The sequence below is a fragment of the Streptomyces sp. NPDC023527 genome, assembly GCF_055560115.1.
This window is the reverse complement of the sequence record NZ_JBVHJJ010000002.1, coordinates 127,508-154,038: the sequence shown is the minus strand read 5'-3', so window position 1 is coordinate 154,038 and position 26,531 is coordinate 127,508. Positions and strand designations below refer to the sequence as shown.

The 26,531-nt window shown below is 70.9% G+C and carries 31 protein-coding genes and 1 riboswitch; of the genes, 9 read left to right on the top strand and 22 right to left on the bottom strand.

Annotation, left to right across the window (positions count from 1 at the left end):
- The first annotated feature begins 12 nt into the window (after nucleotides 1–12).
- The gene (locus tag ACZ303_RS04225) at nucleotides 13–480 is read left to right on the top strand and encodes a heme-degrading domain-containing protein (protein WP_467334863.1); all 468 of its coding nucleotides are present in this window, start codon (nucleotides 13–15) and stop codon (nucleotides 478–480) included.
- A gap of 17 nt (nucleotides 481–497) precedes the next feature.
- Here the strand turns inward: ACZ303_RS04225 and ACZ303_RS04220 are convergent, their stop codons facing one another.
- From ACZ303_RS04220 to ACZ303_RS04210, 3 genes are all read right to left on the bottom strand, one after another.
- A complete protein-coding gene (locus ACZ303_RS04220; RefSeq protein WP_467334861.1) occupies nucleotides 498–1,274 on the bottom strand; it encodes an alpha/beta fold hydrolase in 777 nt (258 codons plus the stop codon).
- 124 nt (nucleotides 1,275–1,398) lie between these two features.
- Entirely contained in the window at nucleotides 1,399–2,208 is an 810-nt protein-coding gene (locus ACZ303_RS04215) for a putative protein N(5)-glutamine methyltransferase (protein ID WP_467334859.1), read from the bottom strand.
- Nucleotides 2,209–2,365: 157 nt separating this feature from the next.
- Entirely contained in the window at nucleotides 2,366–3,337 is a 972-nt protein-coding gene (locus ACZ303_RS04210) for a MerR family DNA-binding transcriptional regulator (protein WP_467334857.1), read from the bottom strand.
- 182 nt (nucleotides 3,338–3,519) lie between these two features.
- Here ACZ303_RS04210 and ACZ303_RS04205 point away from each other — a divergent pair, with 182 nt between their 5' ends.
- The gene (locus tag ACZ303_RS04205; RefSeq protein WP_467334855.1) at nucleotides 3,520–4,380 is read left to right on the top strand and encodes a DMT family transporter; all 861 of its coding nucleotides are present in this window, start codon (nucleotides 3,520–3,522) and stop codon (nucleotides 4,378–4,380) included.
- Between the two features lie 6 nt (nucleotides 4,381–4,386).
- Here ACZ303_RS04205 and ACZ303_RS04200 read toward each other — a convergent pair whose 3' ends face one another.
- Together ACZ303_RS04200 and ACZ303_RS04195 are read right to left on the bottom strand one after the other, a co-directional pair.
- Nucleotides 4,387–4,641, bottom strand: a complete 255-nt coding sequence (locus ACZ303_RS04200; protein ID WP_467334853.1) for a DUF6255 family natural product biosynthesis protein — start codon at nucleotides 4,639–4,641, stop codon at nucleotides 4,387–4,389.
- Entirely contained in the window at nucleotides 4,638–4,985 is a 348-nt protein-coding gene (locus ACZ303_RS04195) for a hypothetical protein (RefSeq protein WP_467334851.1), read from the bottom strand. Before ACZ303_RS04195 ends, ACZ303_RS04200 begins: the two co-directional genes overlap by 4 nt.
- Nucleotides 4,986–5,188: 203 nt before the next feature.
- Here ACZ303_RS04195 and ACZ303_RS04190 point away from each other — a divergent pair, with 203 nt between their 5' ends.
- Together ACZ303_RS04190 and ACZ303_RS04185 are read left to right on the top strand one after the other, a co-directional pair.
- Complete coding sequence (locus ACZ303_RS04190; RefSeq protein WP_467334849.1) at nucleotides 5,189–6,055, top strand: helix-turn-helix domain-containing protein; 867 nt, start codon at nucleotides 5,189–5,191, stop codon at nucleotides 6,053–6,055.
- An 11-nt stretch (nucleotides 6,056–6,066) separates the two neighbouring features.
- Nucleotides 6,067–6,282: a DUF397 domain-containing protein gene (locus ACZ303_RS04185; RefSeq protein ID WP_467334847.1), complete on the top strand. Its 216-nt coding sequence runs from the start codon at nucleotides 6,067–6,069 to the stop codon at nucleotides 6,280–6,282.
- On the opposite strand, the gene ACZ303_RS04180 is transcribed toward ACZ303_RS04185, so the two are convergent.
- Both ACZ303_RS04180 and ACZ303_RS04175 read right to left on the bottom strand, forming a co-directional pair.
- On the bottom strand, nucleotides 6,267–6,533 hold the full coding sequence (locus ACZ303_RS04180; protein ID WP_467334846.1) for a hypothetical protein: 267 nt from the start codon (nucleotides 6,531–6,533) through the stop codon (nucleotides 6,267–6,269). The two genes, ACZ303_RS04185 and ACZ303_RS04180, sit on opposite strands and share 16 nt — an antisense overlap.
- A 53-nt stretch (nucleotides 6,534–6,586) precedes the next feature.
- On the bottom strand, nucleotides 6,587–7,336 hold the full coding sequence (locus tag ACZ303_RS04175) for a TetR/AcrR family transcriptional regulator (RefSeq protein ID WP_467334845.1): 750 nt from the start codon (nucleotides 7,334–7,336) through the stop codon (nucleotides 6,587–6,589).
- Nucleotides 7,337–7,467: 131 nt separating this feature from the next.
- Here ACZ303_RS04175 and ACZ303_RS04170 point away from each other — a divergent pair, with 131 nt between their 5' ends.
- The gene (locus ACZ303_RS04170; RefSeq protein WP_467334843.1) at nucleotides 7,468–8,844 is read left to right on the top strand and encodes a serine hydrolase domain-containing protein; all 1,377 of its coding nucleotides are present in this window, start codon (nucleotides 7,468–7,470) and stop codon (nucleotides 8,842–8,844) included.
- Between the two features lie 12 nt (nucleotides 8,845–8,856).
- Here ACZ303_RS04170 and ACZ303_RS04165 read toward each other — a convergent pair whose 3' ends face one another.
- Nucleotides 8,857–9,747, bottom strand: a complete 891-nt coding sequence (locus tag ACZ303_RS04165) for a fumarylacetoacetate hydrolase family protein (RefSeq protein ID WP_467334842.1) — start codon at nucleotides 9,745–9,747, stop codon at nucleotides 8,857–8,859.
- Between the two features lie 287 nt (nucleotides 9,748–10,034).
- Here ACZ303_RS04165 and ACZ303_RS04160 point away from each other — a divergent pair, with 287 nt between their 5' ends.
- Nucleotides 10,035–10,457 (top strand): RICIN domain-containing protein, encoded by a 423-nt coding sequence (locus tag ACZ303_RS04160; protein WP_467334840.1) that lies wholly within the window; start codon nucleotides 10,035–10,037, stop codon nucleotides 10,455–10,457.
- A 96-nt stretch (nucleotides 10,458–10,553) separates the two neighbouring features.
- Here ACZ303_RS04160 and ACZ303_RS04155 read toward each other — a convergent pair whose 3' ends face one another.
- The 7 genes from ACZ303_RS04155 to ACZ303_RS04125 all read right to left on the bottom strand — a co-directional run bounded on the left by ACZ303_RS04155 (nucleotide 10,554) and on the right by ACZ303_RS04125 (nucleotide 17,083).
- Complete coding sequence (locus ACZ303_RS04155) at nucleotides 10,554–10,880, bottom strand: hypothetical protein (protein ID WP_467334838.1); 327 nt, start codon at nucleotides 10,878–10,880, stop codon at nucleotides 10,554–10,556.
- A 196-nt stretch (nucleotides 10,881–11,076) separates the two neighbouring features.
- Complete coding sequence (locus ACZ303_RS04150) at nucleotides 11,077–11,790, bottom strand: YidC/Oxa1 family membrane protein insertase (protein ID WP_467334836.1); 714 nt, start codon at nucleotides 11,788–11,790, stop codon at nucleotides 11,077–11,079.
- Nucleotides 11,791–11,956: 166 nt separating this feature from the next.
- A complete protein-coding gene (locus ACZ303_RS04145; RefSeq protein WP_467334834.1) occupies nucleotides 11,957–12,283 on the bottom strand; it encodes a DUF6412 domain-containing protein in 327 nt (108 codons plus the stop codon).
- A gap of 85 nt (nucleotides 12,284–12,368) precedes the next feature.
- Nucleotides 12,369–13,877: a sodium:solute symporter family protein gene (locus tag ACZ303_RS04140; RefSeq protein ID WP_467334832.1), complete on the bottom strand. Its 1,509-nt coding sequence runs from the start codon at nucleotides 13,875–13,877 to the stop codon at nucleotides 12,369–12,371.
- A complete protein-coding gene (locus ACZ303_RS04135; RefSeq protein ID WP_467334830.1) occupies nucleotides 13,874–14,071 on the bottom strand; it encodes a DUF3311 domain-containing protein in 198 nt (65 codons plus the stop codon). The genes ACZ303_RS04140 and ACZ303_RS04135 overlap by 4 nt, the downstream gene beginning before the upstream one ends.
- Nucleotides 14,072–14,216: 145 nt before the next feature.
- Complete coding sequence (locus ACZ303_RS04130; RefSeq protein WP_467334828.1) at nucleotides 14,217–15,578, bottom strand: glycosyltransferase family 2 protein; 1,362 nt, start codon at nucleotides 15,576–15,578, stop codon at nucleotides 14,217–14,219.
- 224 nt (nucleotides 15,579–15,802) lie between these two features.
- Nucleotides 15,803–17,083: a DUF445 domain-containing protein gene (locus ACZ303_RS04125; RefSeq protein ID WP_467334826.1), complete on the bottom strand. Its 1,281-nt coding sequence runs from the start codon at nucleotides 17,081–17,083 to the stop codon at nucleotides 15,803–15,805.
- Nucleotides 17,084–17,441: 358 nt separating this feature from the next.
- Here ACZ303_RS04125 and ACZ303_RS04120 point away from each other — a divergent pair, with 358 nt between their 5' ends.
- Entirely contained in the window at nucleotides 17,442–18,767 is a 1,326-nt protein-coding gene (locus ACZ303_RS04120; RefSeq protein WP_467334824.1) for an SGNH/GDSL hydrolase family protein, read from the top strand.
- 35 nt (nucleotides 18,768–18,802) lie between these two features.
- On the opposite strand, the gene ACZ303_RS04115 is transcribed toward ACZ303_RS04120, so the two are convergent.
- Genes ACZ303_RS04115 through ACZ303_RS04100 form a run of 4 tightly spaced genes read right to left on the bottom strand, consistent with a single transcriptional unit; the run spans nucleotide 18,803 to nucleotide 22,107 of the window.
- Entirely contained in the window at nucleotides 18,803–19,486 is a 684-nt protein-coding gene (locus ACZ303_RS04115; RefSeq protein WP_467334822.1) for a DUF1707 SHOCT-like domain-containing protein, read from the bottom strand.
- A 35-nt stretch (nucleotides 19,487–19,521) separates the two neighbouring features.
- Complete coding sequence (locus tag ACZ303_RS04110; protein ID WP_467334820.1) at nucleotides 19,522–20,535, bottom strand: ABC transporter ATP-binding protein; 1,014 nt, start codon at nucleotides 20,533–20,535, stop codon at nucleotides 19,522–19,524.
- Complete coding sequence (locus tag ACZ303_RS04105; RefSeq protein WP_467335783.1) at nucleotides 20,493–21,257, bottom strand: ABC transporter permease; 765 nt, start codon at nucleotides 21,255–21,257, stop codon at nucleotides 20,493–20,495. The genes ACZ303_RS04110 and ACZ303_RS04105 overlap by 43 nt, the downstream gene beginning before the upstream one ends.
- Before the next feature lie 49 nt (nucleotides 21,258–21,306).
- A complete protein-coding gene (locus ACZ303_RS04100; RefSeq protein WP_467334818.1) occupies nucleotides 21,307–22,107 on the bottom strand; it encodes an ABC transporter permease in 801 nt (266 codons plus the stop codon).
- Between the two features lie 300 nt (nucleotides 22,108–22,407).
- On the opposite strand from ACZ303_RS04100, the gene ACZ303_RS04095 reads away from it, so the two are divergent.
- Nucleotides 22,408–24,714, top strand: coding sequence for a transglycosylase domain-containing protein (locus tag ACZ303_RS04095; RefSeq protein ID WP_467334816.1), 2,307 nt, complete (start codon nucleotides 22,408–22,410; stop codon nucleotides 24,712–24,714).
- Nucleotides 24,715–24,747: 33 nt separating this feature from the next.
- Here ACZ303_RS04095 and ACZ303_RS04090 read toward each other — a convergent pair whose 3' ends face one another.
- The 3 genes from ACZ303_RS04090 to ACZ303_RS04080 form a co-directional block, all read right to left on the bottom strand.
- Entirely contained in the window at nucleotides 24,748–25,068 is a 321-nt protein-coding gene (locus ACZ303_RS04090; protein WP_467334814.1) for a DMT family transporter, read from the bottom strand.
- Between the two features lie 31 nt (nucleotides 25,069–25,099).
- A riboswitch (guanidine-III (ykkC-III) riboswitch) is annotated at nucleotides 25,100–25,163 on the bottom strand.
- Nucleotides 25,164–25,171: 8 nt separating this feature from the next.
- Nucleotides 25,172–25,519: a GroES family chaperonin gene (locus ACZ303_RS04085; RefSeq protein WP_467334812.1), complete on the bottom strand. Its 348-nt coding sequence runs from the start codon at nucleotides 25,517–25,519 to the stop codon at nucleotides 25,172–25,174.
- A 58-nt stretch (nucleotides 25,520–25,577) separates the two neighbouring features.
- Entirely contained in the window at nucleotides 25,578–25,898 is a 321-nt protein-coding gene (locus ACZ303_RS04080) for a DUF3618 domain-containing protein (RefSeq protein WP_467334810.1), read from the bottom strand.
- Nucleotides 25,899–26,044: 146 nt separating this feature from the next.
- Between ACZ303_RS04080 and bcp the strand changes: the two genes are divergently transcribed.
- Nucleotides 26,045–26,512, top strand: coding sequence for a thioredoxin-dependent thiol peroxidase (bcp, locus tag ACZ303_RS04075; RefSeq protein ID WP_467334807.1), 468 nt, complete (start codon nucleotides 26,045–26,047; stop codon nucleotides 26,510–26,512).
- Nucleotides 26,513–26,531 lie beyond the last annotated feature (19 nt).

Here is a 26,531-nt window from a genome sequence, read left to right as displayed (position 1 = left end):
CGAGGAGACGGCATGAGCGAGGAAGTCGCCCGCCTGGAAGCGGACGAACAGCGACTGGTCTTCGACCACTTCGGCAATGACGACGCCTGGGAGCTCGGCTCCCTCCTCGTCCGCCTCGCCCGCGAGCGCGGCGCCGCCGTCACGATCGGCATCCGGCGCGGCGCCCAGCAGCTCTTCCACTGCGCCCTGCCCGGCACCTCCGCCGACAACGACGCCTGGATCGCCCGCAAGTGCCGCGTCGTCGAGCGCTACGCCGAGTCCTCCTACCTCGTCGGCGCCCGCTTCCGCGCGAAGGGCCGCACCTTCGAGGACTCCTCCCGCCTCGACCCGGATCTCTACGCCGCGCACGGCGGCGCGTTCCCGGTCCGCGTACGGGGCACGGGCGTCGTGGGCGCGGTGGCCGTGTCGGGCCTGACGCAGGCGGACGACCACGCGCTGGTGGTGGCGGGCCTGGAGCGGTATCTGGGGGCGCGGCGCTGAGCGGCCTCGATGGCCCCTCAGTGGTCCCTCAGGTGGCCGAGGTATCGCTCGATGGCCTCGGCGAGGGCCTCGGGGGACTCCTCAGGCGCGTAGTGGCCCGCGTCCCCGAGGACTTCGAGCTCGGCGTTCGGAAACCACCGCAGCCATGTGGTCCGCATGGCCTCGGCCCCGACCGCCGGGTCGTGCGCGCCGACGAGGAGCAGCACCGGGGCCGGGTTGCCGACCACCCTGTCGTGGAAGTCGACCGCCGCCCAGGAGTCCAGATACGCCCGGAAGGCCCTCGGTGAGGAACACCCCACCGAGCGGCCCACCATCGCGTCGAGCCAGGCGTCGTCGTGCTGACCGCCAGTGGTGTTGTCGATGATCAACTTCCGGTTGGCGGGATTCCCGGCGGCCCCCGCGAACAGCTCCCGGACCTCCCCTTCGAGCGGGAAGCCGGACGCGGGGATCGGCGAGACGCCGATGATCGAGCGGATCCGCGCCGGTGCGTCCAGCAGCATGAGCTGGGCCGCTTTGGCGCCCATGGAGTGCCCGACGACCGAGAACTCCTCCCAGCCGAGGTGGTCGGCCACGGCGAGGGCGTCCCCGGCGACTTCCTCCATCGTGAAGTCGCCGTCGGCGTCCATCGCCTCCCCGTACCCACGGCAGTCGAGGAACGCATAGCCGAACCGCTCCCCGTCCAGATACGGACGCATCGGAGCGAAGCTCGTCCTGTCCCCGAACCAGTTGTGCAGCACGATGGCCCGTTCAGGGCCGTTGCCGTGGATTTCATATGGAATGACCTGAGCTGTCACGCCATGCAGTGTCACGATGTCGTGCGGCCGAGGTCAACGCGCCACGCCACATCGAGCCCGGTCGGCGTTCGAGGCCAAAGGTGCCCAAGGGCTTTGCCCCCTGCTACGGGGAAGGCTCCAACCGCTAGGAACCCACCGGCTTCGTGCCGATCACCACCGTCGCGTACAGATCCTCGCAACCGACCACCCGAGGAATCAGCCCCCCACGCGCGAACGTCTCCATCGTGAGCGGAGCTTGGACCTCACTCGTCTCCACCAGCAAGTGACCCCCGGGCGCCAGCCACGACGACGCCGCCCCCGCCACCCGCCTCTGCACATCCAGCCCGTCCGCCCCGCCGTCCAGCGCCACCAGCGCCTCGTGCTCGCGCGCCTCCGGCGGCAGAAGTCCTATCTCCTCCGTCGGTACGTACGGCGCGTTGCAGACCAGGACGTCGACGCGTCCCCGCAGGGCATCCGGGAGCGGCTCGTAGAGGTCGCCCTCGTAGACCTCGCCGGAGGCGGCGACGTTGCGGCGGGCGCATCGCACCGCCGCCGGGTCGATGTCGGCGGCGTGCAGTTCGACCCGGTCCAGGGTCGCGGCCAGCGCGGTGGCCACCGCGCCCGAGCCGCAGCACAGGTCGACGACGACCGGCTCCCGCCGTGCGGGGACCTGGCGGGCGAGGGCCGCTGCCTGCCGGGCGAGGAACTCCGTGCGGCGGCGGGGCACGAAGACCCCCGCGTCCACGGCGATCCGCAGCCCGCAGAACTCGGCCCAGCCGAGGACGTGTTCGAGGGGCAGACCGGCGATACGCCGTTCCACCATCGCGGCGAGTTCGTCCGGCGTGCGTGCCGTAGAGGTGAGCAGTCGCGTCTCGTCCTCGGCGAATACACAGCCGGCGGCCCGAAGCCTGGTGACGATGACGGAGGGAAGAAGAGGTGAAAGTGAAACCGACATGAGTGCCTTCCGGATTACCGAAGGGCGCTCTCGCGGTCCGCTACATCGAGGGGACCGTACAACTGTGAGATGAGAGCACCCGGCCTGCCACTGCGGTAATGGGTCCCACCTCCTCGGTCGTTCTCTCTTATGACTCGGCCACACTACATGATCCAGATCAAGCCACATCAGGGGCGCGCGCCAGCCAGTCCAGGACCTGCTGGGCGTGCTCGTCCGGTGGGAAGACCGGGTAGAAGACGTGCTCGATCACCCCGTCACGGACGATCAGCGTCAGCCGCTTGAACAGCCTCGCCCCGCCTGCCTCGAACGTCGGCAGACCCAACTCCCCGGCCAGCTCCAGGCCCGGGTCGGACAGCATCGAGAACGGCAGGCGGAGCCGCTCGACGACCTCGCCCTGATAGGCGGTGTCCTGGCTGGACAGGCCGAACACCCGCCCCGCGCCCGCCGCGAGGAGCTCCTCGTGGTGGTCGCGGAAGCCGCAGGACTCCGGCGTGCAGCCACGGGCACCGGGTATCGCGTCCCAGCCGTCGGGCAGATCGGTATCCGGGCGGCCGGTCAGCGGGTAGAGGTAGAGCACGGTGCGGCCGGCGCCGAGTTCGTCCAGGCGTACGGTCTCGCCGGCCGTTCCCCGCACCTCGATGCCGGGCACCCTCAGGCCGGGCAGGTGGTCGGCCGCCCCGTCGTCCTCGGGTACGGGCAGTCCGGCGGGCAGCGGAAACTCACTCATCGGGTCCTGTTCTCCTCTGGTTCCTTCTCCGGGCGGCGGGGCGTCGCTGTTGCGGTAGGCGGACTCGCGCAGTTGCGCCATCAGGACCGCCCGGCGGGCGGTGAGGCCCTCGATCCGCTCGGTCAGCTCGTCGATGGCGTCCCGGTAACCGGCCAGCGACGCCGGGCAGTCGTCCGAGTGCCGTCGGCCGGCCGCCAGGCATTCCAGGAACGGTCTGGTCCGCTCGACGGGTATGCCAAGCCGATTGAGGTCCCTGATCTCGCGCACGAGCCGCACGTCGTCCTCGGCGTAGTCGCGGTAACCGTTCGCCAGCCGCTCCGGCGCGATCAACCCCAGCGATTCGTAGTACCGCACCGCCTTGGCCGTCACGTCCGCGCGCCGCGCCAGCTCGCCGATCCGCATACCGCGCCCCCTCTCTCATTCCCGAACGCTAAACCTTGCCCTCAAGGGCAAGGTCAACCCCGCCCTGCGTACGGGCTCCCGTCCCGCGCGCCTCTTCCCCGGCCCCGGCGGACCGTGTGATCGTCGTCGTGCCCACACCGTCACGGCCGACGACCGACGCGCCGAACCGGAGGAACCACCCCGTGGCAGCCGCACTCTCCGCGCTGTTCGCCCTCCTGGCCGCCGTCGGCAACGCCACGGGCACGGTGCTTCAGCGGATCGCCGCGCGGACCGTACCCGTCGGCGACGCCTTCAGCGTGCGGCTGGTCCGGCACCTGTTGCGCAGCCCCGCGTGGCTCGGCGGGGTCGCCGTCATCGTCGTCGCCGCCGCCTGTCAGGCCCTGGCCCTCAGCCTGGGTTCGCTGTCCCTCGTACAGCCCCTCCTCGTCATCGAGCTGCCCTTCACCCTCCTCATCGCCAGCCTGATCTCCCGGCGTCCGCTGCCCGCGGTCGGCTGGGCCGCGTCGGTCATGGTCGCCGCCGGCCTCGGCCTCGCCCTCGCCGCGGCCGAACCCTCCGGCGGACACACCCACGTCTCCGTCGAGATGTGGGTCCTGACCCTCCTCGCCACCGGCGGCGCCATGACGCTGTGCGTCCTGGCCGCCCTCGCCCGCCCTCGCGGCAAGGCCCGCGGGGCCCTCTTCGGCTCCGCCTCCGCGATCGGCTACGCCATGACCGCCACCCTCATGAAGTCCGCCGTCCTCATTTTCGAAGACCGCGGCGCCGGAGCGTTCTTCGTCTCCTGGCAGACCTACGGCTTCGTCGCGGCCGGCGCGTGCGCGCTGTTCCTCCTGGCCAACGCGATGGAATCCGGCCCCCTCATCGCCTCCCAGCCCGCGCTCACGCTTGGCGAGGGCCTGGTCAGCCTGGCCCTCGGCATCCTCGTCTACGGGGAGCGCGTCCGCGCCGGTTGGTGGCTCGTACCGGAGGGTGTGGGGGCGGTTCTCGTCACCTGCGGTGTGCTGATCCTGCCCCGCGTCGACCTGGAAGGCGAGGAGTCCTGATCGCGCTCAGGCCGGCGCCACTTGGGGGCTGACTCCCAGCCCCCACCACTGCCTGCGGGTCGCCCTGCGCGCCACCCACTCCGCCGCCATTCGATCTGCGATCCGCGCGCGGCGGGGTGCGGGGGTCGGCACCTGCGGTGCGGTCGGCGTTCTGAGCGCGCCGTAACTCGTGAAGCGGACCGTTCCGCAATCCCTGCACCGCGCTTCGCCGACGACCTCCGTCGCCCAGCCGCCGATGTGGCGACAACCCCGGGTTGTCATACCGCCCCTCCCGGCATCATGTGCGACCGCCAGTGCCTACGCTGCGCGACGAGCGCGTTCCCCGCCTTGACCTCGTCCCCACCGGCCACGGCCTCTCGCCAGGCCGCGTCCAGTTCCGGGCACGTCGTGCAGTCCCGCAGGCTCGGGCCACCGCCGCCGTCCGGCCAGAGGCCCACGGCCGCGCGCTCTTCCCGGGTGGCCAACCTCAGGTCGACGAACGGGACTTCCCACTCCTGCCCGCCGCCGGGCAACCGCACGTGTACGCGCTTGCCCACGCCGCCGATGACTTGGCCGATCCGGCCTTTCCGGGTGTCCACGACGAACGCGCCGTTCCGGTACGTCATTGCTCCCCACCTTCCCCCTGACCCCTTGCGGCTACGCACCGTAGCCATGCCTCCACAATGGACCCGCGCATCCGCGCCACGCAACAAATTGACTTCCAGATTGGGCTAGTTCACCCCTGTGGGTGACGGCCAGGCTCTGAGATCGGGCCAGGCGGGCGCCTGGACCACACTGGGCACTCGGCACGCCAGCAGGGGAGGAAGGCATGGCACATCCAGCACGCCGCACGGCCCGCCGCCGAAGGCTCGGCTCCGAGTTGAGGGCCCTCCGGGAAGCTGCCAGCGTCTCGACCGATGAGGCAGCGAAGGCGATCCACGGCGACAGAACAAAGATCAGCCGACAGGAGACGGGTCTGCATCGCGTCACCCGGCTTGAGCTCGAAGTGCTACTCAACCTCTATCGAGCCGAGGACGAAAAACAACGGGAGTGGCTCATCACGCTCTCGACCGAAGGGAACAAGCGCAGTTGGTGGAGCAAACACGGACAGATGCTTCCGGACGGCTTCAAAGAGCTCTTGACCTTGGAATCCGACGCAGCGAGGATCACGGCGTTCCAGACCCAGGTGGTCCCGGGACTCCTGCAGACGCAGGCATACGCGACCGCTGTCATTTCGGGCAACTCGGAGGAGTTGACCCAGGAGAAGCTGGACTTCTTTGTTGACTTCCGGATGAGTCGACAGAGCATCTTCCTGCGCGGCGATCCACCGCAATACCTGGCAGTCATGACGGAGGGTGTTCTCCACCACCAAATCGGCGGTCGTGCCGTCATGGCCGATCAGCTCCGCCACCTGGCGGCCTTGAGCCAGTCACCGGACTTGACGATTCAGATCGTTCCTTTCTCCCAAAGCTTGTTCACAGACACGGGCGGGTCTTTCGTTCTCTACTCCTACCCGGACCCTCTGGATTTGGACGTCGTGCAGGTCGAGCACCTCGACGGTGTGCATTACCTGGAGGAGGATGAGGCAGTATCGAAGTTCCGGAGGGCGGCAGAGAGGCTGCGAACCTCAGCACTATCGCCGCACCAGTCCATCGAACTGATCTCATCGATCGCGGACAAACTTGAGCAGGAGTAAAGGACTCACCCGTGATACGTCTCGACCTGCCCATAGGAAATTGGCGCAAGTCCTCCTACAGCGGAGACACCGGAGCGACTTGCGTCGAGATACAGGCGACCGTTGACGACCTCATAGCCATAGGGGACAGCAAAGCCCGCACCCTCGGCGCCTTCACCGTCTCAACCCGCGCCTGGGCGGCCTTCACGACCGCCCTGTCCCGCGACTCACTTCAGCCCGTCTCCTGACGGGACCGGTACAACCCCAGGAGCCCGATCCCCGTCCCCAGCACCACCAGCGCGCCCCCCAACAGCATCACCCGACTCACCGGCGGCCCGCTGTGCGCAAGCTCGTGGCCGTCGCCCGCGACGGACGCGTTCGTCGTCGGCGGGGGCTCCCGAAACGCGTCCGGCATCGTGAACGCGCAGATCAACAGCGTGGCGGCGATTGCCGTCAGTACGGCCGCCGCCAGGCCCGATCGCCTCACCATCCTGTACATATCCGGAGATATGCCCACCTGGAGGCAGGGGGCCGCGCGGCATGCGCCCCCGTTCACCCGCGTGGACGCGCCCCGTTACCGACGAGCCGGCCCTCCAGGCCGTCGAGGACGCGCTGGAGCCCGTAGTCGAAGTTGTCCTCGCGGACCTGACGGGGGTCCTTCCCCTCCCGCGCGGAGTGGCCCTCGCGCAGGCGTGGGTGACCCTCCATCGCCTGCTCGGCGGCGGGCCGCAACCCCTCCACCCACTCCCGCTCGTCCTGACCACTGCGGGCCAGCAACGACAGGTACGCGGCCTCGCTGGTCGCCGTGCCGATGACGTACGCGATGACCGTGTTCATGGCCTGGTCGGACTCGCCGGGGGCGAACCCCGCCGACTCGAAGTGGGCGAGCACGCGGTCCGACATCCGGATCAGGTTCGGGCCGAGGTAGGCGAGGCCGACCTGGCCGAGGACGGAGGCGACCCAGGGGTGACGCAGGGCCATCGACCGCAGGCTGTACGCGCTGCGGACGACCGCCTCGCGCCAGCCCGCAGGGTCGTCCGCGTCCGGGACGTCGAGTTCGCCGTAGACCTCGTCGACGACGAGTTCGATCAGCTCGTCCTTGTTGGCCACGTGCCGGTAGAGCGACGTGGCTCCGGCGTCGAGGCGGGTGCCGAGGCGGCGCATGCTCAGGGCCTCGATGCCCTCCGCGTCGAGGAGCCGGACCGCCTCGGAGACGATCTGCTCCCGGCTGAGCGCGGGCTGTTCCCGCTTTCGGCGCGGGCGGGTCCACACCGAGGGAATCTGCTGGTCATCGGCTGTCATGAGGGCCTCCCCTGTTCTCCGGCCAGATTAGCGCACACCGTACGCACCTTGCGTACACCCGACGCTGTGCGTACGGTGTGCGCATCGAGAGAACGCCGTACGCACCACTTATCACCAACGGGGGAACCGCCATGACCTTCGACCTCGCCCACTGGCAGACCCGGCTCGACGCGCTGCGCGCCACCCACCGCGTCCCGGGAGCGTCGCTGGCCGTACTCACCGGCGGGACCATCCATGAGCTGGCCAGCGGCGTGCTGCATCGGGGGACGGGTGTGGAGGTGACGACCGACTCCGTGTTCCAGGTCGGTTCGATCACCAAGATCCATACGGCGACGCTGGTGATGCAGCTCGCCGAATCCGGCGCCCTGGACCTGGACGCGCCGGTCGTGGATGTGCTGCCGGAGTTCGAGACGGCCGATCCGGAGGCCACCAAGAGGATCACGATCCGGCAGCTCCTCAGCCACACCGGCGGCCTGACCTGCGACTTCACCCATGACACCGGGCGCGGGGACGACTGCCTGGCGCGCTATGTCGAGGCGAGCGCGGGCGTGGCGCTGGACTGCCCGCCGGGGACGGCCATCTCGTACAGCAGCGTCGGCTACAACGTGCTCGGCCGCATCGTCGAGGTGCTGACCGGCGGGACCTGGGACGACGCCCTCAGGGAGCGGCTGTGCGTACCGCTCGGGCTGACGAGCACGGTGACGCTGCCGGAGGACGCCCTGCGGTTCCGCGCGGCGATGGGACACCTGGGCGAGCCGGGGCAGGACCCCGACCCGGCGCCGGCGTGGAACCCGCTGCCGCGCTCGTCCGGCCCGTACGGCGGCGTGCTGTGCGCCACGGCCGCCGACGTCGTCCGGCTGGCGCGGATGCATCTCGACGGCGGCACGGCGCCGGACGGCACCCGGCTGCTCGCCGCCGGGACCGTCGAGGCGATGCGGCGGCGAGTGGTCGACACGCCCGACAAGTGGACCGTCAGCTCGGACGGTTGGGGCCTGGGCTGGACGCTGTACGACTGGGAGGGCGTGCCCGGGTTCGGCCACGACGGCGCCACGATCGGGCAGTACGGGTATCTGCGTGTGGTGCCGGGGGCCGGTGTGGCGGTCGCGCTGCTGACCAACGGCGGTGGCGGGCACCAGCTCTACTCGGCGCTCTTCCGGGAGCTCCTCGGCGAACTGGCGGGCGTGCGCATGCCCGACGCCTTCGGCCCCGCCGCGCGGCCGCCCGCCGTGGACGTCACGCCGTTCCTCGGTACCTACCGCCGTGAGGGCGTCGCCATCACCGTCACCGAACACGAGGGGCGGGCGCATCTGGTGTACGAGTTCGTCGACGGCATGGCGGGCCTGTCCCCGGCGCTGGAGATGGACCTCGTGCCGGTGTCGGGGACCGTGTTCGCCGGGGCGGGCACGGCCTCCTTCAGCGATGGCTGGATGCCCGTGGTCTTCTCCACCCTCCCGGACGGCACCGGCTGCTGCTACATCGGCATGCGCGCCGCCCCCAAGGTGGCGTGACGGGCTTGCCGGTCAGCCCCAGCGGCTCGTCGGGCGCTCCCCCGGATCGGCGTCCTTGAGCTGCTGGCGCTGGCGGCCGAGGCCCTCGATCTCCAGCTCGACAACGTCTCCGGCCCGGAGGTACGGCTTGGGCTCGGGGTGGGCGAGGGCGACGCCGCCGGGGGTGCCGGTGTTGATGACGTCGCCGGGGTAGAGGGTCATGAAGCGGCTGACGTAGCGGATGACCTCGGCGACCGGGAAGATCTGGTCGGACGTGCTGCCGTCCTGCTTCAGCTCGCCGTTGACCCACAGGCGCAGGCTCAGGGCCTGCGGGTCGGGTATCTCGTCGGGGGTGACGAGCCAGGGGCCGAAGGGGTTGAACGTCTCGCAGTTCTTGCCCTTGTCCCACTGGCCGCCGCGTTCCATCTGGAAGGCGCGTTCGGAGACGTCGTTGGCGACCGCGTAGCCGGCGACGGCGGCGAGCGCCTCCTCGTCGGTCTCCGCGTGGCGGACCGTGCGGCCGATGACGACGGCGAGTTCGACCTCCCAGTCCGTCTTCTCGCCGCCGCGCGGGATCAGCACCGCATCGTCCGGGCCGACGACCGTGTCGGGGGCCTTGAGGAAGAGGACGGGCTCGGCGGGCACGCGGACGCGCAGCTCCTTGGCGTGGCCGTGGTAGTTGAGGCCCACGCACACGATCTTGCCGATCCGGGCGAGCGGCGGGCCGAAGCGCAGGCCCACCGGGTCGATGGCCGGGAGGATGCGGGCGCCGACGGCGGCTCGTACGCGCTCCAGGGCTGACCGGTCGGCCAGCAGCCGGCCGTCCACCTCCGGCACGACCGTGGAGAGGTCGCGCAGCGTCCCCTCGTCGTCCAGCAGCGCCGGGCGTTCGGCCCCCACTGGTCCCACACGCAGCAGCTTCATCGGTCGTCTCCCGAGGTCGAAGGGTCGGCCCGGACGTGCCCGTTCGGGCCGGCCGATGGGGACGGCCATCGAGCAACCGGTAGATCGTCCAAGAACGGAGGGGATCTCCGCAAGGCCCCTTTCAGCCTCTGGACATTACCCGCACGGGTGACATCGCGTGATCGCCCGGCGGACATCCGGGCGGGCGGGTAGTGAGCAGAGGGACGAGCCAGTGTGTCGTCGAGCGGTGTTGTCGAGCAGTTTGTCGAGCCTCGGAGAGTGCCATGCGTTGTCGGATTCTGGTCGCTGTGATCGCTGTCGGTGCCGTGCTGGGCGTGACCGCCCCGGCCACCTCCTCCGGTGCGACTCTTGTCGATACCCCGCAGCGGTGGAGGGTGAGCCTGCACGACGGCTCGATCAGAAGCGCCGCCAGCGGCCAATGCCTCACCGGCGGCACGGAGGGGAACCCCGTGACGACCCGGGCGTGCGGCGGCCAGGGCCAGCAGTTCACCCTCGAACCCAACGGCACCGTCAAGAACGCCGCCGGTGGTCGCTGCCTGACCGCCATGGGGTCCGGCGGGCCCGTGACGCCGAGGCAGTGCGGCACCATGGCGGCCCAGAAGTTCGCGTACGACGGGGACGCCCAGACCCTCAAGAACTCCGCGAGTGGCCTCTGCCTGACCGCCGAGGGGCAGGACCGGCCCGTGACGATGAGGCCGTGCCGGGGCTGAACCCGGCCCGGCCGTGCCGGGGCGGCGTACCGGGGCGACCGGGCCGGGTTCAGCCCGAAGGCCGCCCCGGGCCCGGCTTTTCAGCAGCTCAGCCGCTCAGCCGAACTTCACGCTGTGCGGGATGTCGGTGTAGTTCCTGGTCGTGTTGCGCGGCAACATGTCGATGACCCTGGATTCACAGTCCCCCGGCTCCTCGTACAGCGTCGCCTGGGTGTCCGTGCCGTTGCGCACCTGCGCCGCGCCCCCGGCCAGGAGGAAGCACTCGCCGTCGTCCGGGTTCTCGCTGTCGAAGGCCCGGCCGTCCATCGAGGTGTAGGAGAACGGACCGGCGGCCGCCTGCGCGCTCGTGGTCATCCCCGTGAACAGCGCGAGCGCCGCGCATGCGGCTACCGCCGCCCGGCCGATCCCTTTGAGCGTGTACATAAGGTCCCCTCTCTGCGGTCCTGCGCGCTTTTCCCCAAGAGTCCGATTTTCCGACGGCGTCGGTGGGCGGAGCGGGGTGGTCGTCACCCGAACGGGTCAACGGCGCGTTCGGCCCGAGCGGGGTGGCCTGGAACGCGGGGTGGCCTCAAACGCCGGACGGGCTTGAGAGGGTTCCCCGGCGCCGCCGGGGTTGGCCTCAAACGCCGGCCGGGCTGGATTCGGCCGGGCTTGCATCCGTGGCCCGCCTCAGCAGCCACGCCCGCTCGACCGCCGTCCAGGTGCTGCTGGTCACCAGATAGAGCCCGGCCGCCAGCGGTACGAGCGCGACGGTGACCAGCGTCCCGAAGGACAGCAGCGGCATCACCTTGGCCAGCCCCGCCGCCCCCGGGACATCCGCCGCGCCCTGCGCCTCGGCCAGCGCCGGGGCCGCCTTGCGAGCGCGCCGGTACGTCCACGTGGACACGGCCGCGACCAGCACGAACAGGCCCACGTACACCAGCCCCTGGGCCCCGAACACCCCGCCGTGCCCGAGCGCGTCCGCCCATCGGCCGCCGAGCCGCGCGCCCAGCAGCGTGTGGTCCAGCAGGCCCGCTCCGCCGGAGCCGGTGGAGAACAGGTGGTACATCACGAACAGCACCGGCATCTGCACGAGCATCGGCGCGATGCCGGCCAGCGGGGAGATCCCCGCCTTGGCGTGCAGCTCGCGGATCGCCCGCATCAGGCGCTCGGGATCGCGTCCGTACCGGCGCCGCAGCTCGGCCACGCGCGGCGCGAGCTCGGCCTTGGCCCGCTCCCCGCGCACCGCCGACCGGGCCAGCGGGTGCAGGGCGAGCCGCACCCCCAGGGTGAGCGCGACAACGGCGGCGGCCATCGCGGAGGCGCCGAAGAGCGGTTCGAGTGCCTCGGCCATGTGGGAGAGAAGGGAGCCGAGGGATGAGAAGAGAGAAGAGAAAGCGGACATGGGGAGCCCTCCACGGGTCTCGTCGTGCCGGAATGATTCATTCGGCGTGACGAGCCGCGCGGGCCCGACGCTTCGTCAGAAGCTTCGACGCTTCGACAGAAGACTTGTCGCTTCGTCAGAAGCAGAGCGCCCGCGTGGCCGTCGGGAGGGAACGGCCGGGCGCTCGGGGCCGCCGCCTGCCACGGGCATCGGGATCGCGCTGGGCGAGGAACGCCGTGCGCAGCTCCCGGTCCCGGATCGCGGTGCGTATTCGCGTGGGGGTGAGCGGGCCGCCCGTACGCGCGGCGGCGACGGCGGCGCACAGCAGCAGCGCGGCCGCCGATGCCACCACGACGGCGCTCGCGGCGAGGGTGACGGCGCTGATCAGGCTGGTCTGGCCGAGCAGGATCCCGGCCAGGAGGAAGAGGAGCACGCTCATGTGCGTACGGATGACGACCTTCATGATGAGCCCCTCCCCTCTCCGGCGCCGCGCCCACGCGTGCGGCTTCGCCGGTGCTTAAAGATGGTTGTCCCGGTGCTTGGAGATGTTAGACCGTCGCACTGACAACCGGTTGGTCCGGTCCCGGATCCGAGGCCAGCACCTCCGAGTCCGGGCGGTCGTCCGCCACGCTCGGCCCCAGCCAGGACACCGCCAGCGCCACCACGACGTTCACGCCCAGCGCCAACGCGCCCGCGTTCACGCCCCACACCGGGTCGTTCTCGGTGAAGACCAGCGCGCACACCAGCGTCCCGCCCACGACGAGGCCGCTCAACGCGCCCCACAGCGTCAGCTTCCGCCACACCAGTCCCAGCAGAATCATGGGGACGAGCTGCGCCATGCCCTCGTAGGAGATGAGCGACAGGCGCACCAGGGTGTTGGGCGTGAGGTAGGTGAGGAGCAGGGCCAACGCGCCCGCCACCACCACGACGACCTGCGCGGCGAGCCGCTGCCGGTCCGGCCGGTCCGCGAGCCGGGGGATCCTCCCCAGCACGCTCCGGCCCCACATCGTGCCGATGACCAGCATGAAGACCGCCATCGGCACGATGGACGACAGCGCGGCCGCCACCCCGATCAGCCCCACGGTCCAGGCCGGCAGGGAGTCCACGACGAGCTTGAAGAGGGCCAGGTTGGAGCCCGCGCCCGTCAGCCCCGGCACCACGAAGACGGCCGCCATGCCGAGCAGCATCGGTACGAACAGCAGGACGTTGTAGAAGGGCAGCAGCATCGCGTTGCGGCGCAGGGCGTCGGCGTTGCGGGCGCCGAGGTAACCGGCGACGGTGGTCGGGAAGATGACGACCGTCAGGGAGTTCAGGAAACTCGTCGTCACGAACCAGGTGCCGCCCAGACCGCTCCCGCCGTGCCCGGTGAAGGTCAGCCACTCCGGCTTCTCCGCCACGATCCGGTCCAGGAAGGGCCCGTAGCCGTCGAAGTAGTGCACGGGGACGTAGACGGCGAGGAAGGCCAGCGTGCCGATGACGAGGACGTCCTTGAGGACCGACACCCAGGCGCTGCCGCGCAGCCCGCTGACCACGACGAAGCCCGTGGTGACGGCGAAGGCGATGAAGTACGCCCAGTTCAGGCTGATGGCGCCGTAGGAGATCGTGGAGACGACCACGCCCATACCGGTGATCTGGAGCTGGATGTACGGCAACAGGCAGACGGTCGCCAGGATCGCCACGAGCGTGCCGAGCCACGGGCGTCCGTAGCGGTGCGCGACCATGTCGGTGATGGTGACGAGGCCGTGGCGGCGCGCGTACGACCACAGGGTCGGGCCGACGACGTAGCCGATCGCGTAACCGCACGACATGTAGGCGATGACGTAGAGGACCGGGGCGCCGTAGTTGTAGCCCCAGCCGGCCGCGCCGAGGTAGCTGAAACTCGTATAGCCCTCGCCCGCCATCAGCACACAGATGAAGACCGTGCCCAGGCTGCGGCCGCCCACCGACCACTCGGCGAGGCCGCCGCCGGCGCCGCGACCACGGACGGCGAGCAGGCCCAGGGCGACGGTGAGGACCATGAAGACGGCGAAGACCGACGTCGCGACGGTGGCGTTCACACCCGGCCCCGCTTCCGGTCGCCGCGCCAGGCGAGGAAGACGGCGGCCGGGGTCAGCAGGGTCGCCAGCAGCAGCCAGAAGAAGAGGAAGGGCAGGCCGAGGACGGTGGGGTGGACCCTGTCCACGAGGGGGAGCGCGGCGAGGAACAGCGCGTAAGGGATGAGCAACCACAGCAGCGTGGGACGTTTCAGCACGGGTTGACCCTAGTCGGGGGGGGCGGCTGGCGCGGGGCGCGCCTGGCACGGGGGTGCGCTGGTGTGGGGGTGCCCGTGGGTGGGGGGATTCTTTCCCCAGCCCCGCCCCTTCCCGTAACCGGGGCTCCGCCCCGAGCCCCGGTCCTCAAACGCCGGACGGGCTGGATCGGGTGCCGGACCGGCTGGATTTGGTTGCCCGGAAGACCGGCACACCCACCGGGGGCTCCTCCGTCCTCTCCGTCTTCGTCCAGCTTCTCCTCGACGTCAGGATTCGGCACACCGCCCGCCAGCAGGCGATGAAGCTGATGTAGATCCACAGCAGCTGCCCCTGGGAGTACGCGAGCGCCTTCCAGATCGGGAGGTCCGCCGCGCGGTGCCAGTACACCAGGGCCCAGAGCACGTAGCCCGCGAAGGACAGGACGTACCAGCCCGGGCCGCTCGGGAGGAGGCCGGTGTTCTCGCCGCGGGCCATGCGGAGGAGGAGGAGTTGCTGGATGACCGACCACGGGAGGGTGACCACGTAGGGGATGAACAGATAGCCGGTGAGTTCCGCCCTCGTCGTGAGCGTGATGCGGGGGCTGGTCCACAGTTCGGGCAGGCGCTTGATGGCGCTCATGTGGCCCTGGTGCCAGCGGGTGCGTTGGCGCAGCAGGCGGCGCGGGTCGGTCAGGCCCTGCTGGGAGACGTGGGCGTCGGCGGTGGAGGTGACCGTCCAGCCGTGCACGGCCAGGCTGATGCCCAGGTCCAGGTCCTCGGTGAGGGAGTCCGACCACGGCCGCTCCCCCACGCTGTCCAGTGCGGACAGGCGGGTGAACTGGCCGTTGCCGCCCATGCTCACCGAGCCCGTGGCGACCCTGCCGAACTGGCTGATCGCGCTGAGGCCCCAGAACTCGAAGTCCTGGAAGCGCAGGGCCATCCGGCCGCGGCCCCGGATCCGTACCGCCAGCTGAGCGCCGCCGACCTCCGGTCTTTCGAACAGCGCGGTCACCCGGGCGGCGGCGCCCGGGGTCATCCGGCCGTCGGCGTCCAGGACGCAGACCAGCACCCGTTCGGGGTCCAGGCCCTCGGCCTGGACGCGGTGGCGTACGTGGCGCAGGCCGGCGTTGAGGGCGGCGCCCTTGCCCTGCCGGGCGCCCGGCAGCGTCCTGGGCACGACGCTCACCCGGCCCGCTCCCGCCGCCAGGGCGCGGGCGGACGTGGTGTCGTCGCTGCCGTCGTCGATGACGATCACGTGGGCTCCGGGCTGGAAGTCCAGCAGGCAGCGGACCGTGTTCGCGATGACCCGTTCCTCGTTCAGACAGGGGACCAGGGCGAACACGCTCCAGCCGGCGGGCAGCGCGGCGGGCGGCTGCTCGTCGGAGGCGGGCCGTCCGCGCGGTGAGGCGTGGGAGCGGTGGGCGAAGAGGACGCCGAAGACGAAGAGCGGGCCGGTGTAGGCCAGCGTGCTGATGACGATGAAGAGGGCGACGTTTCGGGTGAGGATATCGATGGCATCCGGAAGGTTCACAAGAGTCCCTTTCTTTCGAAAGGTCGTCGCGATCAGTGGTGCCCTGCTCAGTCCGCCTCCGTCCAGGTGTTCCTCGGGCGTTCTTCTCAGGACAGCGCGACTCGTCAACACGAAGTAGGGCGGATGGAGATCTTTCACCCCATCGGGTTGATTCCGGCCATACGTGCTTACACGGCCCCCGCGTACTCGGGCGTACCCCGCGTCCCTACGCCCCCGGCGCCCGTCTACGCCCCCAGCGCCCGCGACACCGTATAGATGCACAACCCCGCCAGCGCGCCCACCACCGTGCCGTTGATCCGGATGAACTGGAGGTCGCGGCCGATGTGCGCCTCGATCTTCCGCGAGGTGTGTTCCGCGTCCCAGCTCGCCACCGTGTCGGTGATCAGGGCGGTGATCTCGTCGCGGTACGTCGTCACGACGTACACCGCCGCGTCCTCCAGCCAGCCGTCGACCTTGGCCCGCAGGCGGGCGTCCGTCGCGATGCGGGAGCCGAGGGAGAGGATCGCGGCGCGGACCCGCAGGCGGAGCTCGCTGCGCTCGTCCTCGGCGGCCGCGACGATCATCGCCCGTACCGAGGACCAGGCCGACGCGATGAGGTCCTGGACCTCGCCCCGGCCCAGCACCTCGGACTTCAGCCGCTCGACGCGCGCCCGGGTGTCCGTGTCGGACCGCAGGTCGCGGGCGAAGTCGGCCAGGAAGCGGTCGACGGCGCCGCGCGCCGGGTGGTCGGGCATGTCGCGCATTTCGGCGGCGAAGCGCAGCAGCTCCTTGTAGACGCGCTCGCCGACCTTGCGGTCGACGAAGCGGGGCGTCCAGCCGGGCGCGCCGCCCGTGACCGCGCCCATCACGGAGTCGCCGTGCTCGACGAGCCAGTCGTGGGCCCGTACGCACACCAGGTCGACGACCCGGTGGTGGCCGCCGTCCGCGACGATCTTCTCCAGCATGGCGCCGATGCCGGGCGCGATCTCCTGGGCGTCGGCCCGCCGGGTGATGGCCTCGCCGACGACGGCCTGCACGTCGGAGTCGCGCAGGACCCTCAGGGCGCCGCGCAGCGCCGTGGCCAGCTCGGCCGTCACCCGGTCGGCGTGCGCGGGCTCGGCGAGCCAGCCGCCCAGCCGGGTGGAGATGCCGACGGCGCGCAGCCGGACGCGGACCACGTCGCCGGAGAGGAAGTTCTCGCCGACGAACTCGCCCAGGCTCTGGCCCAGCTGGTCCTTCTTGGTGGGGATGATCGCGGTGTGCGGGATGGGCAGGCCCATCGGGCGCCGGAAGAGCGCGGTGACGGCGAACCAGTCGGCGAGCGCGCCGACCATGCCGGCCTCGGCGGCGGCCGCCACATAGCCGGCCCAGGCGCCCGAGCCCGAGGACTGGCCCCACTTCGCGAGGGCGTAGACGGCGGCGACGGCCAGCAGCAGGCCCGTCGCCAGGGCCTTCATCCGCCGTACGCCGCGACGTTTCTCCTCGTCCGCCGCACTGTAGGTGAGACCGCCCGCCACCGCGGGCATCAACCCGTCAGCGGCTGCCGACCCATCACCGTCATCGCCAGGGGATCCGCCAGGGGATCGCTTCATCCGCACCACCCGTTCAGCCGTCCTCACGTGCATTGTCCCCACTCGACGTCTCTACTCGACGTACTCCGGGAACACTCGACGTACTCCTGGAACGGACCGGGAGTTCCCCGCGTCTGACAAGTCGCATGTGACACGTTGCGTGATCCACCGGCCGACAGGCGCGCCTTCAGGACGTCGTGGGATCATGTAACGGCGATCGGACCGCGAGGGCGCTGTTGCTGATCAGTCGCTGTTTTCGTCCCCGGTTCCGCACCCGGAGCTGATGCTCCGCCACTCCCAGGAGACACCTGCCATGAACAGGCCACCCCTGCCCCGCAGCGCGGCTTATGTCGTGCTCGCCGCACTGGCGGCCGCAGTGATCCTCATCTCCACCGCGATATTCGTCGGGGTCGGAGGCCGTGACAGCCGGGCCGCCGCGGGCCCCCGGGAGGAGCACCGCACGGCCGAGCCCGCCGCCTCCGGCGGCTGGGTCGGCTCATGGGCCACCTCGGCGGCCGCCGCCGAGCCGAACACCCGGCTGGGCTACGCCGGACAGTCGATCCGCAATCTGGTGCACACCAGCATCGGCGGCACCAGCGCCCGGATCCAGCTCTCCAACCTCTACGGCGCCCAGCCGCTGGCCGTCACCCACGCCTCGGTAGCCCTCGCCGCGGCCCCCGGCTCCCCCGCCGCCGACCCCACCAGCATGCGCCGGCTGACCTTCTCCGGGCAGCCCACGGTGACGATCCCGGCGGGCCAGTCCCTGACCAGCGACCCCGTCCGGCTCAACGTGCCGGCCGCCGGGGACCTGCTGGTCACCACGTACTCGCCGACCCCCTCGGGCCCGGTGACGTACCAGCCGCAGGCCCGGCAGATGTCCTACATCGCGCACGGCGACCGGACCGAGGACGTCCAGGGCGCCGGCTACACCGCCAAGGACACCCGCTGGCGCTACCTCACCGCCGTGGACGTCTGGGCCCAGGAAGCGCACGGCACGGTCATCACCTTCGGTGACTCGATCACGGCCGGATACGCCTCCACCACCGGCGCCAACCGCCGCTGGCCCGACTTCCTGGCCGGGCGGCTGCGCACCGAGCCCGGCGCGCCCCGCTACGGCGTGCTCAACGCGGGCATCAGCGGCAACCGCATCTTCCTCAGCAACCCCGGCCCGGCCCCGGCGAACAACCCCAGCGGCCTGGAGCGCTTCGACCGCGACGTCCTCGGCCGTACGGGCGCCCGCGTCGTGGTCATGGAGCTGGGCGTCAACGACATCCTGCGCACCCCGCAGCAGCTGGACCCGCACCGGATCGTGGGCGGCCTGCGGCAGCTGGTGGAGCGCGCCCACACGCGGGGCCTGCGGGTCGTCGGCTCGACGCTGGCGCCCTTCGGCGGGCACAAGGGCGCCGTGGAACGCCAGGAGATCACCCGGCAGGGTGTCAACGAGCTGATCCGGGCGGGCGGCGTCTTCGACGACGTCGTGGACTTCGACCGGGCGCTGCGCGACCCGGCGGACCCGCAGCGGCTCCTTCCGGCGTACGACTCCGGTGACCACCTCCACCCGAGCGACGCCGGCTACGCGGCGATGGCCAGGGCCCTGGACCTGGAGAGCCTCAAGGGTCAGGCGGCCGCGGCGCTCTGACCGCCGGTGGGGCACCCCTCGGGCGCCCCTCGCCATCACTCCAGCGACTTGCGGCGCTCGCCCCGCTCCATGCGGCGCTCCTCGCGCCGCTCCTCCCGCAGCCGCTTGCGCTCGTCCTTCGTCGCCTTGCGCTCGACGGAGACGCCGCCCCAGACGGCCAGGCCGGTGACGCGCACCCGGGGGGAGCCGGGCGTGCCGGGGCCGGTGGCCTTGTCGCCGAAGCCGCCCATGATGCCGACGCCACTGACCTGCACGTCCAGGTCCGGCGGCACCACGACGCCCATGCCTCCCATGAACGCGAAGCAGCGGATGACGACCTCGCGGTCCTCGAAGCGGGCCTCGCGCAGGTCGATCTCGCCGCCGCCCCACATGGCGAAGGCGGTGAACTTCTTCGGAACGGTCCAGGCGCCCTTGCGGTGGAAGCCGCCCCAGATACCGATGGCCCCGCTGGAGGAGGCCGGCCCGCCGATCCGCCCCAGCCAGCCCTTCGCGGCCGGCGCGCTCGCGGACGCGGGCACGGGGGCCACCGTCCCGGCCGCCGGGAGGTCCCGTACGAGCGGCTCCAGCTCGGCGTGCGTACGCGCCTTGTAGGCCGCCTCCAGGCGCTGCTCGAACTCCTCCATGTCCAGTCGCCCCTCGGCGACGGCATCGCGCAGGGCCTCGGCGATCCGCTCGCGTTCGGCGTCGGAGGCCCGCATCTCAGGAAGTTCGCTCATCATGCCGAACAGACTAGCGAGGCCCGGGCCAAGGGCTTCTAAAGCGCCCGCTCGGGAAAGAGCATTCGGGCGATGACGTCCTCGATGTCCGGCTCGCGCACCGACAGGTCCACCAGCGGATACCGCTCGGCGACCGCGGCGACGATCGGCGCCGCGCTCCGCCCGGCGGCGAACGCCAGCCACTGCCGCGGCCCCTCCACCTTGACCACCCGGGCCCCCGGCACGTCCGCGATCGGCGGCAGCTCACGCTCCAGGTCGACCACCAGCGTGCGCTCGCCGCCGCCCACCGCGTGCAGCCCCTCCAGCCCGCCGTCGTACACCAGCCGCCCGTGGTCGATGACCATCACGCGCTTGCACAACTGCTCGATGTCGGTGAGGTCGTGCGTAGTGAGCAGCACCGTCGTGCCCTGCTCGGAGTTCACCTCCCGCAGGAACTGCCGCACCTTCGCCTTGCTGACCACGTCCAGGCCGATGGTCGGCTCGTCGAGATAGAGCACCTCCGGGTCGTGCAGCAGGGCGGCCGCGATGTCGCCGCGCATCCGCTGGCCGAGGGAGAGCTGCCGTACGGGCACGTCGAGGAGGTCACCGAGGTCGAGGAGGTCGACGCAGCGGTCCAGATTGGCGCGGTAACGGGCGTCGGGGACGCGGTACATGCGGCGCACCAGCCCGTAGGAGTCGCGCAGTGGCAGGTCCCACCACAAGGTGGTGCGCTGCCCGAAGACCACGCCGATGCGGTGCGCGAGCCTGGTGCGCTCGCGGGAGGGGTCGATGCCCGCGACGCGCAGCAGGCCGCCGCTGGGCACCAGGATGCCCGTCAGCATCTTGATGGTGGTGGACTTCCCCGCGCCGTTGGGCCCGATGTAGCCGACCATCTCGCCCGCCGGCACGGAGAAGCTGATGCCGTCCACGGCCCGCACCTGGCGCCGCTCGCGGCGCAGGAACCCCGCCTTGCGGCGTACGTCGAAGACCTTCTCGACGCCGTCGAGTTCGATGAAACCGTCCACAGCCCTCAGCTCCCCGTACTCCGATAGCTCCGCAGCCCCGCCCGCCACATCAGCCCCGCCACCGTCAGCATCGCCAGCGCCACGAGCGGGCCGCAGAAGTCGACCCACCCCGGCAGCCCCAGCGGATCCTCACGCCCCATCAGCCGCAGCGCCGGCAACCAGTTGACGAAGGCCAGCGGCACGACGAACGTCACCCCGCGCACCAGCTCCGTGGCGAAGACCGTCGGCGGATACTGCAGCATCGTCGAGCCGCCGTGCGTGAAGGAGCTCTGCACCTCGGCGGCGTCCGCCGCCCAGAACTGGAAGGCCGCCCCCGCGATGTGGACCGACCCGAAGATCGCCGCCCCACTGATCACCATCACGGCGACGAAGAGGGCCTTGGGCGGCGTCCAGGCCACATCCACCCGGGCCAGCCCCCAGCCCAGCACCAACGCGCCCTGAAGGATCCGCCCCACCCGGCGCAGCGCGAACCGGTCGGCCGCCACCTGCGCCAGCACCGGCACCGGACGCAGCAGCAGGACGTCGAAGGAGCCGTCGCGGATGCGCTGCCCGATCCGGTCCGTCCTGCCGAAGCCGAGCTCCGCGAGGCCCAGCGAGGTGCTCGACGCCCCGTACAGCAGCGCGATCTCCGGCAGCGAGAAGCCACCGAGCGCGTCGACGTGCGAGAACATCAGCACGACGGCGACGAAGTCGAGGCCGCTGACGGCGAAGTTGCCGATCGTCGTCATCACGAACGACACGCGGTACGCCATCGTCGAACGCACCCACATCGCGACGACGAGCCCGTACGCCCGTAACCCCTCGACGGCGGCGAGCCCCCTAGCCACCCTGGACCACCACCTTCGTGGTCGCCAGCGACTGCACGGCCCGCCCGGCGGCCAGCAGCAGCGCCGCCCAGCCGGCCTGGAAGGCCAGCGCGCCGGCGAGGCCCGCGGCGGTGTGCCGGCCGAGCAGGATGTCGACCGGGACCTGGAGCATCGCCGCCCACGGCAGCGCCCGCACGACCTCACCGAACAGGCCCGGGAAGACGGTCAGCGGCAGCAGCATCCCCGAGAAGAACACGCACATCACCGCACTGATCACATTGATCCCGGCGCCGTCGAGCAGCCAGAACGCGCACAGCGCCACCAGGAAGCGCAGCGCGAAGCCCACGACGACGCCGAGCAGGACCGACAGCAGGAACGCCGACCAGAGCAGCGGGTCGGTGGGCAGGGACAGTTCGAACGCGAGCGCGCCCACGGTGATCGGGACGACACCGCGGCCCAGCAACTGGAACGCCGCCCTCCCCAGCTCGCCGGCCAGCCACCACAGCTGGAGGTCGGCGGGGCGGTAGAGGTCGACGGCGATGTCACCGGTGCGGATGCGCTCCTGGAGCTCCTCCTGGAAACCGCCGCCCATCAGGGCCTCGGCGGCGAGCAGCGCCTGGCTCACCCAGACGAACGTCAGGGCCTGCGACCGGTCGTAGCCGCCCAGGTGCGGGCGCTCGCCCCACAGGGCGATGAAGGTGTAGGCGATGATGAATCCGAAGACCGTATTGGTGAAGACACCCGCCACCGTCGCCAGGCGATAGGTGGCGTACCGCCGGAATCCGCTCACCGCCACGGCCGCGTAGAGCCGCATCCCCGCGACACCTCTCGTCGTTGAACCTCAATAGTCCGCTGTGTCCGCCGACCGCTGACCCGAAGCGCCGGAGCCTATCCCTCGGGCTCAGCGACGACCACGTATTTTTCACCCCGCGGAGTGGTCGGCCTGACCCGGACGGCCCTTACACGGCCGTCATACATGCGCTACGTCCTTGGTCCGGAACGCATGATGCGAGAGTGTTTTACGGGGCGTACGGCGCACAGCGAACCGCCCGACACAACACAGCCCCCGCCGTGGCCGCACAACCCCGGCGGCGGCCGAGGAGTCCCTACAGACATGAGCGACGAGCAGTCACAGCAACGGCCGGCCGGTGGCGACGGCCCCACCGGGCCGGCGGGCTGGTCGCCGAAGGACAGCGACGGACCCCGGAAGCCCGGCAGAAGACGGCCGAAGCGCACCGGCTGGCGCCGCCTCATGCCCACCTGGCGCATGGTCCTCGGCGGCTTCCTGCTGCTCGTCCTGATCGTCGCCGGCGCCCTGATCGCCGGCTACATGCTGGTCCGGATCCCCCCGGCCAACCGGGCGGCCACCGCCGAGAGCAACGTCTTCCTCTACGCCGACGGCAGCCAGCTCGCCCGCGACGGCGACGTCAACCGCGAGAGCGTCCCCCTCAGCAAGGTCCCGAAAGACGTCCAGCACGCCGTGCTCGCCGCCGAGGACCGCGACTTCTACTCCGAATCGGCCGTCAACCCCGAGGCCATGGTCCGCGCCGCCTGGAACACCGCGACCGGCAAGGGCAAGCAGTCCGGCTCCACCATCACCCAGCAGTACGTCAAGAACTATTACCTGGGCCAGGAACAGACCGTCACCCGCAAGGTGAAGGAATTCTTCATCGCGATCAAACTCGACCGCGAACAGAGCAAGGACGAAATCCTCGAAGGCTATTTGAACACCAGCTACTTCGGCCGGAACGCCTACGGCATCCAAGCCGCCTCCCAGGCGTACTACGGCAAGGACTCCGACAAGCTCAACGCGGCCGAGGGCGCCTACCTCGCCACCCTCCTCAACGCCCCCAGCGCCTACGACGTCGGCGCCCACCCCGAGAACAAGCCGCGCGCCACCGCCCGCTGGAACTACGTCGTCGACGGCATGGTGAAGAAGAAGTGGCTCACCCAGGCCCAGCGCGACGCCCTGAAGTTCCCCGCCCCCGGCAAGTCCCGACCGCGCCTGGGCATGTCCGGACAGCGCGGCTATCTCGTCGAGGCCGTCAAGGACTACCTCACCGCCAACAAGGTCATCGACGAACAGACCCTGGCCCGCGGCGGCTACCGCATCACCACCACGATCGAGCGGAAGAAACAGGACGCCTTCGCCGACGCCGTGCAGAAGGAGCTGATGGACCAGCTCAGCGACGACCGCACCGTCGACCAGTACGTCCGCGCCGGCGGCGCCTCCATCGACCCCAGGACCGGCCGCGTCGTCGCCCTCTACGGCGGCATCGACTACACCAAGCAGTACGTCAACAACGCCACCCGCCGCGACTACCAGGTCGGCTCCACCTTCAAGCCGTTCGTCTTCACCTCCGCCGTGCAGAACGACGCCACCACGCAGGACGGCCGCCCCATCACCCCGAACACCGTCTACGACGGCACCAACCGCCGCCAGGTGCGCGGGCCGGGCGGCCCGGTCGGCTACGCCCCCGCCAACGAGGACGACTTCTCCGCACCCCGCATCACCGTCACCAAGGCCACCGACCTCTCCGTCAACGCCGTCTACGCCCAGATGGCCCAGGACGTCGGCCCCGCCGCGGTCAAGGACACCGCCGTCGCCCTCGGCATCCCCGAGCGGACACCCGACCTGACCGCCACCCCCTCCATCGCCCTCGGCGTCGCCACCGCCAGCGTCCTGGACATGACCCAGGCGTACGCCACCCTCGCCAACCACGGCCGGCACGGCACGTACACCCTGGTCGACAAGGTCACCAAGGGCGGCGAGGACATCCAGCTGCCCGACAAGGAGCCCACCCAGGCCGTCCCGCGCCCGGCCGCCGACACCACGACCGCGATCCTCCAGAGCGTCGTCGACAACGGCACCGGCTCCGCCGCCCAGGGCGCCGAGCGGCCCGCCGCCGGCAAGACCGGCACCGCGGAGGAGGACAAGGCCGCCTGGTTCGCCGGCTACACCCCCGACCTCGCGACCGTCGTCGCCGTCATGGGCCAGGACTCCGAGACCGGCGACCAGAAGTCGCTGTACGGCGCCGCCGGCCTGCCCCGCGTCAACGGCGGCGGCTTCCCGGCGGAGATCTGGGCGGCGTACACCGCCGACGCCCTGGCCGGCACCCCCGTCAAGGACTTCGACCTCAACACGGCCGGCGGCGGGGTGCCCTCGCTGGAGTCGCCCGAGACGTCGGAGCCCCCGGAGTCCAGCGCACCGCCCGCGACGACCACGCCGCCGAGGACCCCGCCGCGCACCTCGCGCCCGTCCTTCCCGCCGTTCCCCCCGACGGGCCCGCCCACGCCGCCGGGACCGCCGACCGACTTCCCGACGCCGCCCAGCTTCCCGTTCTTCCCACAGGAACCGAAGGACGGGCACGGAAGCGGCGGCCGGGAGATGGACGGCGGCGGACTGCTGGACGACTACTGACGGGTCGGTGGCTCGGGGGCGGCGGCCGGAGGGTCAGTGGCCGGAGGTCGCCTTCAAGCCGATGACGGCGACGAGCAGGAGCGCGATGAAAAAGATCCGCGCCGCCGTCGCCGGCTCGCCCAGGACCAGGATGCCCAGCACCGCCGCGCCCGCCGCGCCGATGCCGACCCAGACGCCGTAGGCCGTGCCGATGGGAAGGCTCTTCGCGGCCTGGGCGAGCAGCAGCATGCTGGCGCCGATACCCACGACGGTGAACACGCTCGGCCACAGCCGCGTGAACCCCTCGGTGAACTTCATGCCGATCGACCAGCCGACTTCCAGCAGACCGGCGACAGCGAGCAGGACCCATGCCATGACGGCACCTCCGTGGAAACGTTCCTACAGGGGTGCGTCGTCTTGTCCTGACCCGGTACGGCGCGTCTCGTCGGGATCCGACAACCGTATCAAAACGGGCGTGCTAGAGGTAGAGCCCCGTGGAGTCCTCCGACCCCTCCAGCCGCTCCGCCGCCACCGCGTGCAGATCCCGCTCCCGCATCAGGACGTACGCGACACCGCGCACCTCCACCTCGGCGCGGTCCTCCGGGTCGTACAACACCCGGTCGCCCGGCTCCACCGTCCGCACGCTCTGCCCGACCGCCACGACCTCGGCCCAGGCCAGCCGACGGCCCACCGCCGCCGTCGCCGGAATGACGATGCCGCCGGAGGACCGGCGCTCGCCCTCGGGAATATCGGTCCGGACCAGCACACGGTCGTGCAGCATCCGGATGGGCAGCTTGTCGTGGGTGGGATTCGTACTCACGCCCATGACCGTACCCGCCCACACCCGGCCCCGGGACGCAAGGTCGCGGATCCGTCGATGTGAACTACGCCTTGCGACGGCGTGCGGAGACCGTCAGCAGCCCGATCACACCCACCGCGACCATGGCCACCGGCACGATCCGCTCCAACCGCGGCGCACCCTCCTCCGTCACGAACCGCGCCCGCACATCGGACACCAGACGGTTCGCCGCCACATAGGCACGGCCCGCGGTGTGGTCCACCTTGGCGGCCACCTTCGCCTTCGCGTCGCCCACGATCGTGCTGGGGTGCATCCGCACCCCGATCTCGTCGAGCGTCACGGCGAGCTCCTGCCGCCTGCGGGAGATGTCCGCCTCGATCTGCGCAGGGGTCCTGGCATCCGACACCGCGCTGCCTCCGTCGTCTCGAAAAGAGTGATGATGAGTGTGATGACGACAGTCTGTCAGCTCGGCGGACCCCGTGCCCCGCGGCACCCCCGATCGGCACCATGGCTAGTCTCGGAGGCCGCAGCACACGACCATCGAGGAGACCCATGAGCGAGCGACTGCAGCCCGGCGACACCGCCCCCGCCTTCACCCTGCCCGACGCGGACGGCAAGCAGGTCTCGCTCGCCGACCACCTCGGCCGCAAGGTCATCGTCTACTTCTACCCCGCCGCCCTCACCCCCGGCTGCACCAAGCAGGCCTGCGACTTCACCGACAACCTCGACTTCCTCGCCGGGCACGGCTACGACGTCATCGGCGTCTCCCCCGACAAGGCCGAGAAGCTCGCCAAGTTCCGCGACACGGAGGACCTGAAGGTCACCCTCGTCGGCGACCCCGAGAAGAAGGTCCTGGAGGCGTACGGCGCCTTCGGCGAGAAGAAGCTCTACGGCAAGACCGTCACCGGCGTCATCCGCTCCACCGTCATCGTCGACGAGGAGGGCAAGGTCGAGCGCGCCCTCTACAACGTCAAGGCCACCGGCCACGTCGCGAAGATCATCAAGGACCTGGGGCTGTAGAAGCTGTAGAAAACGTACG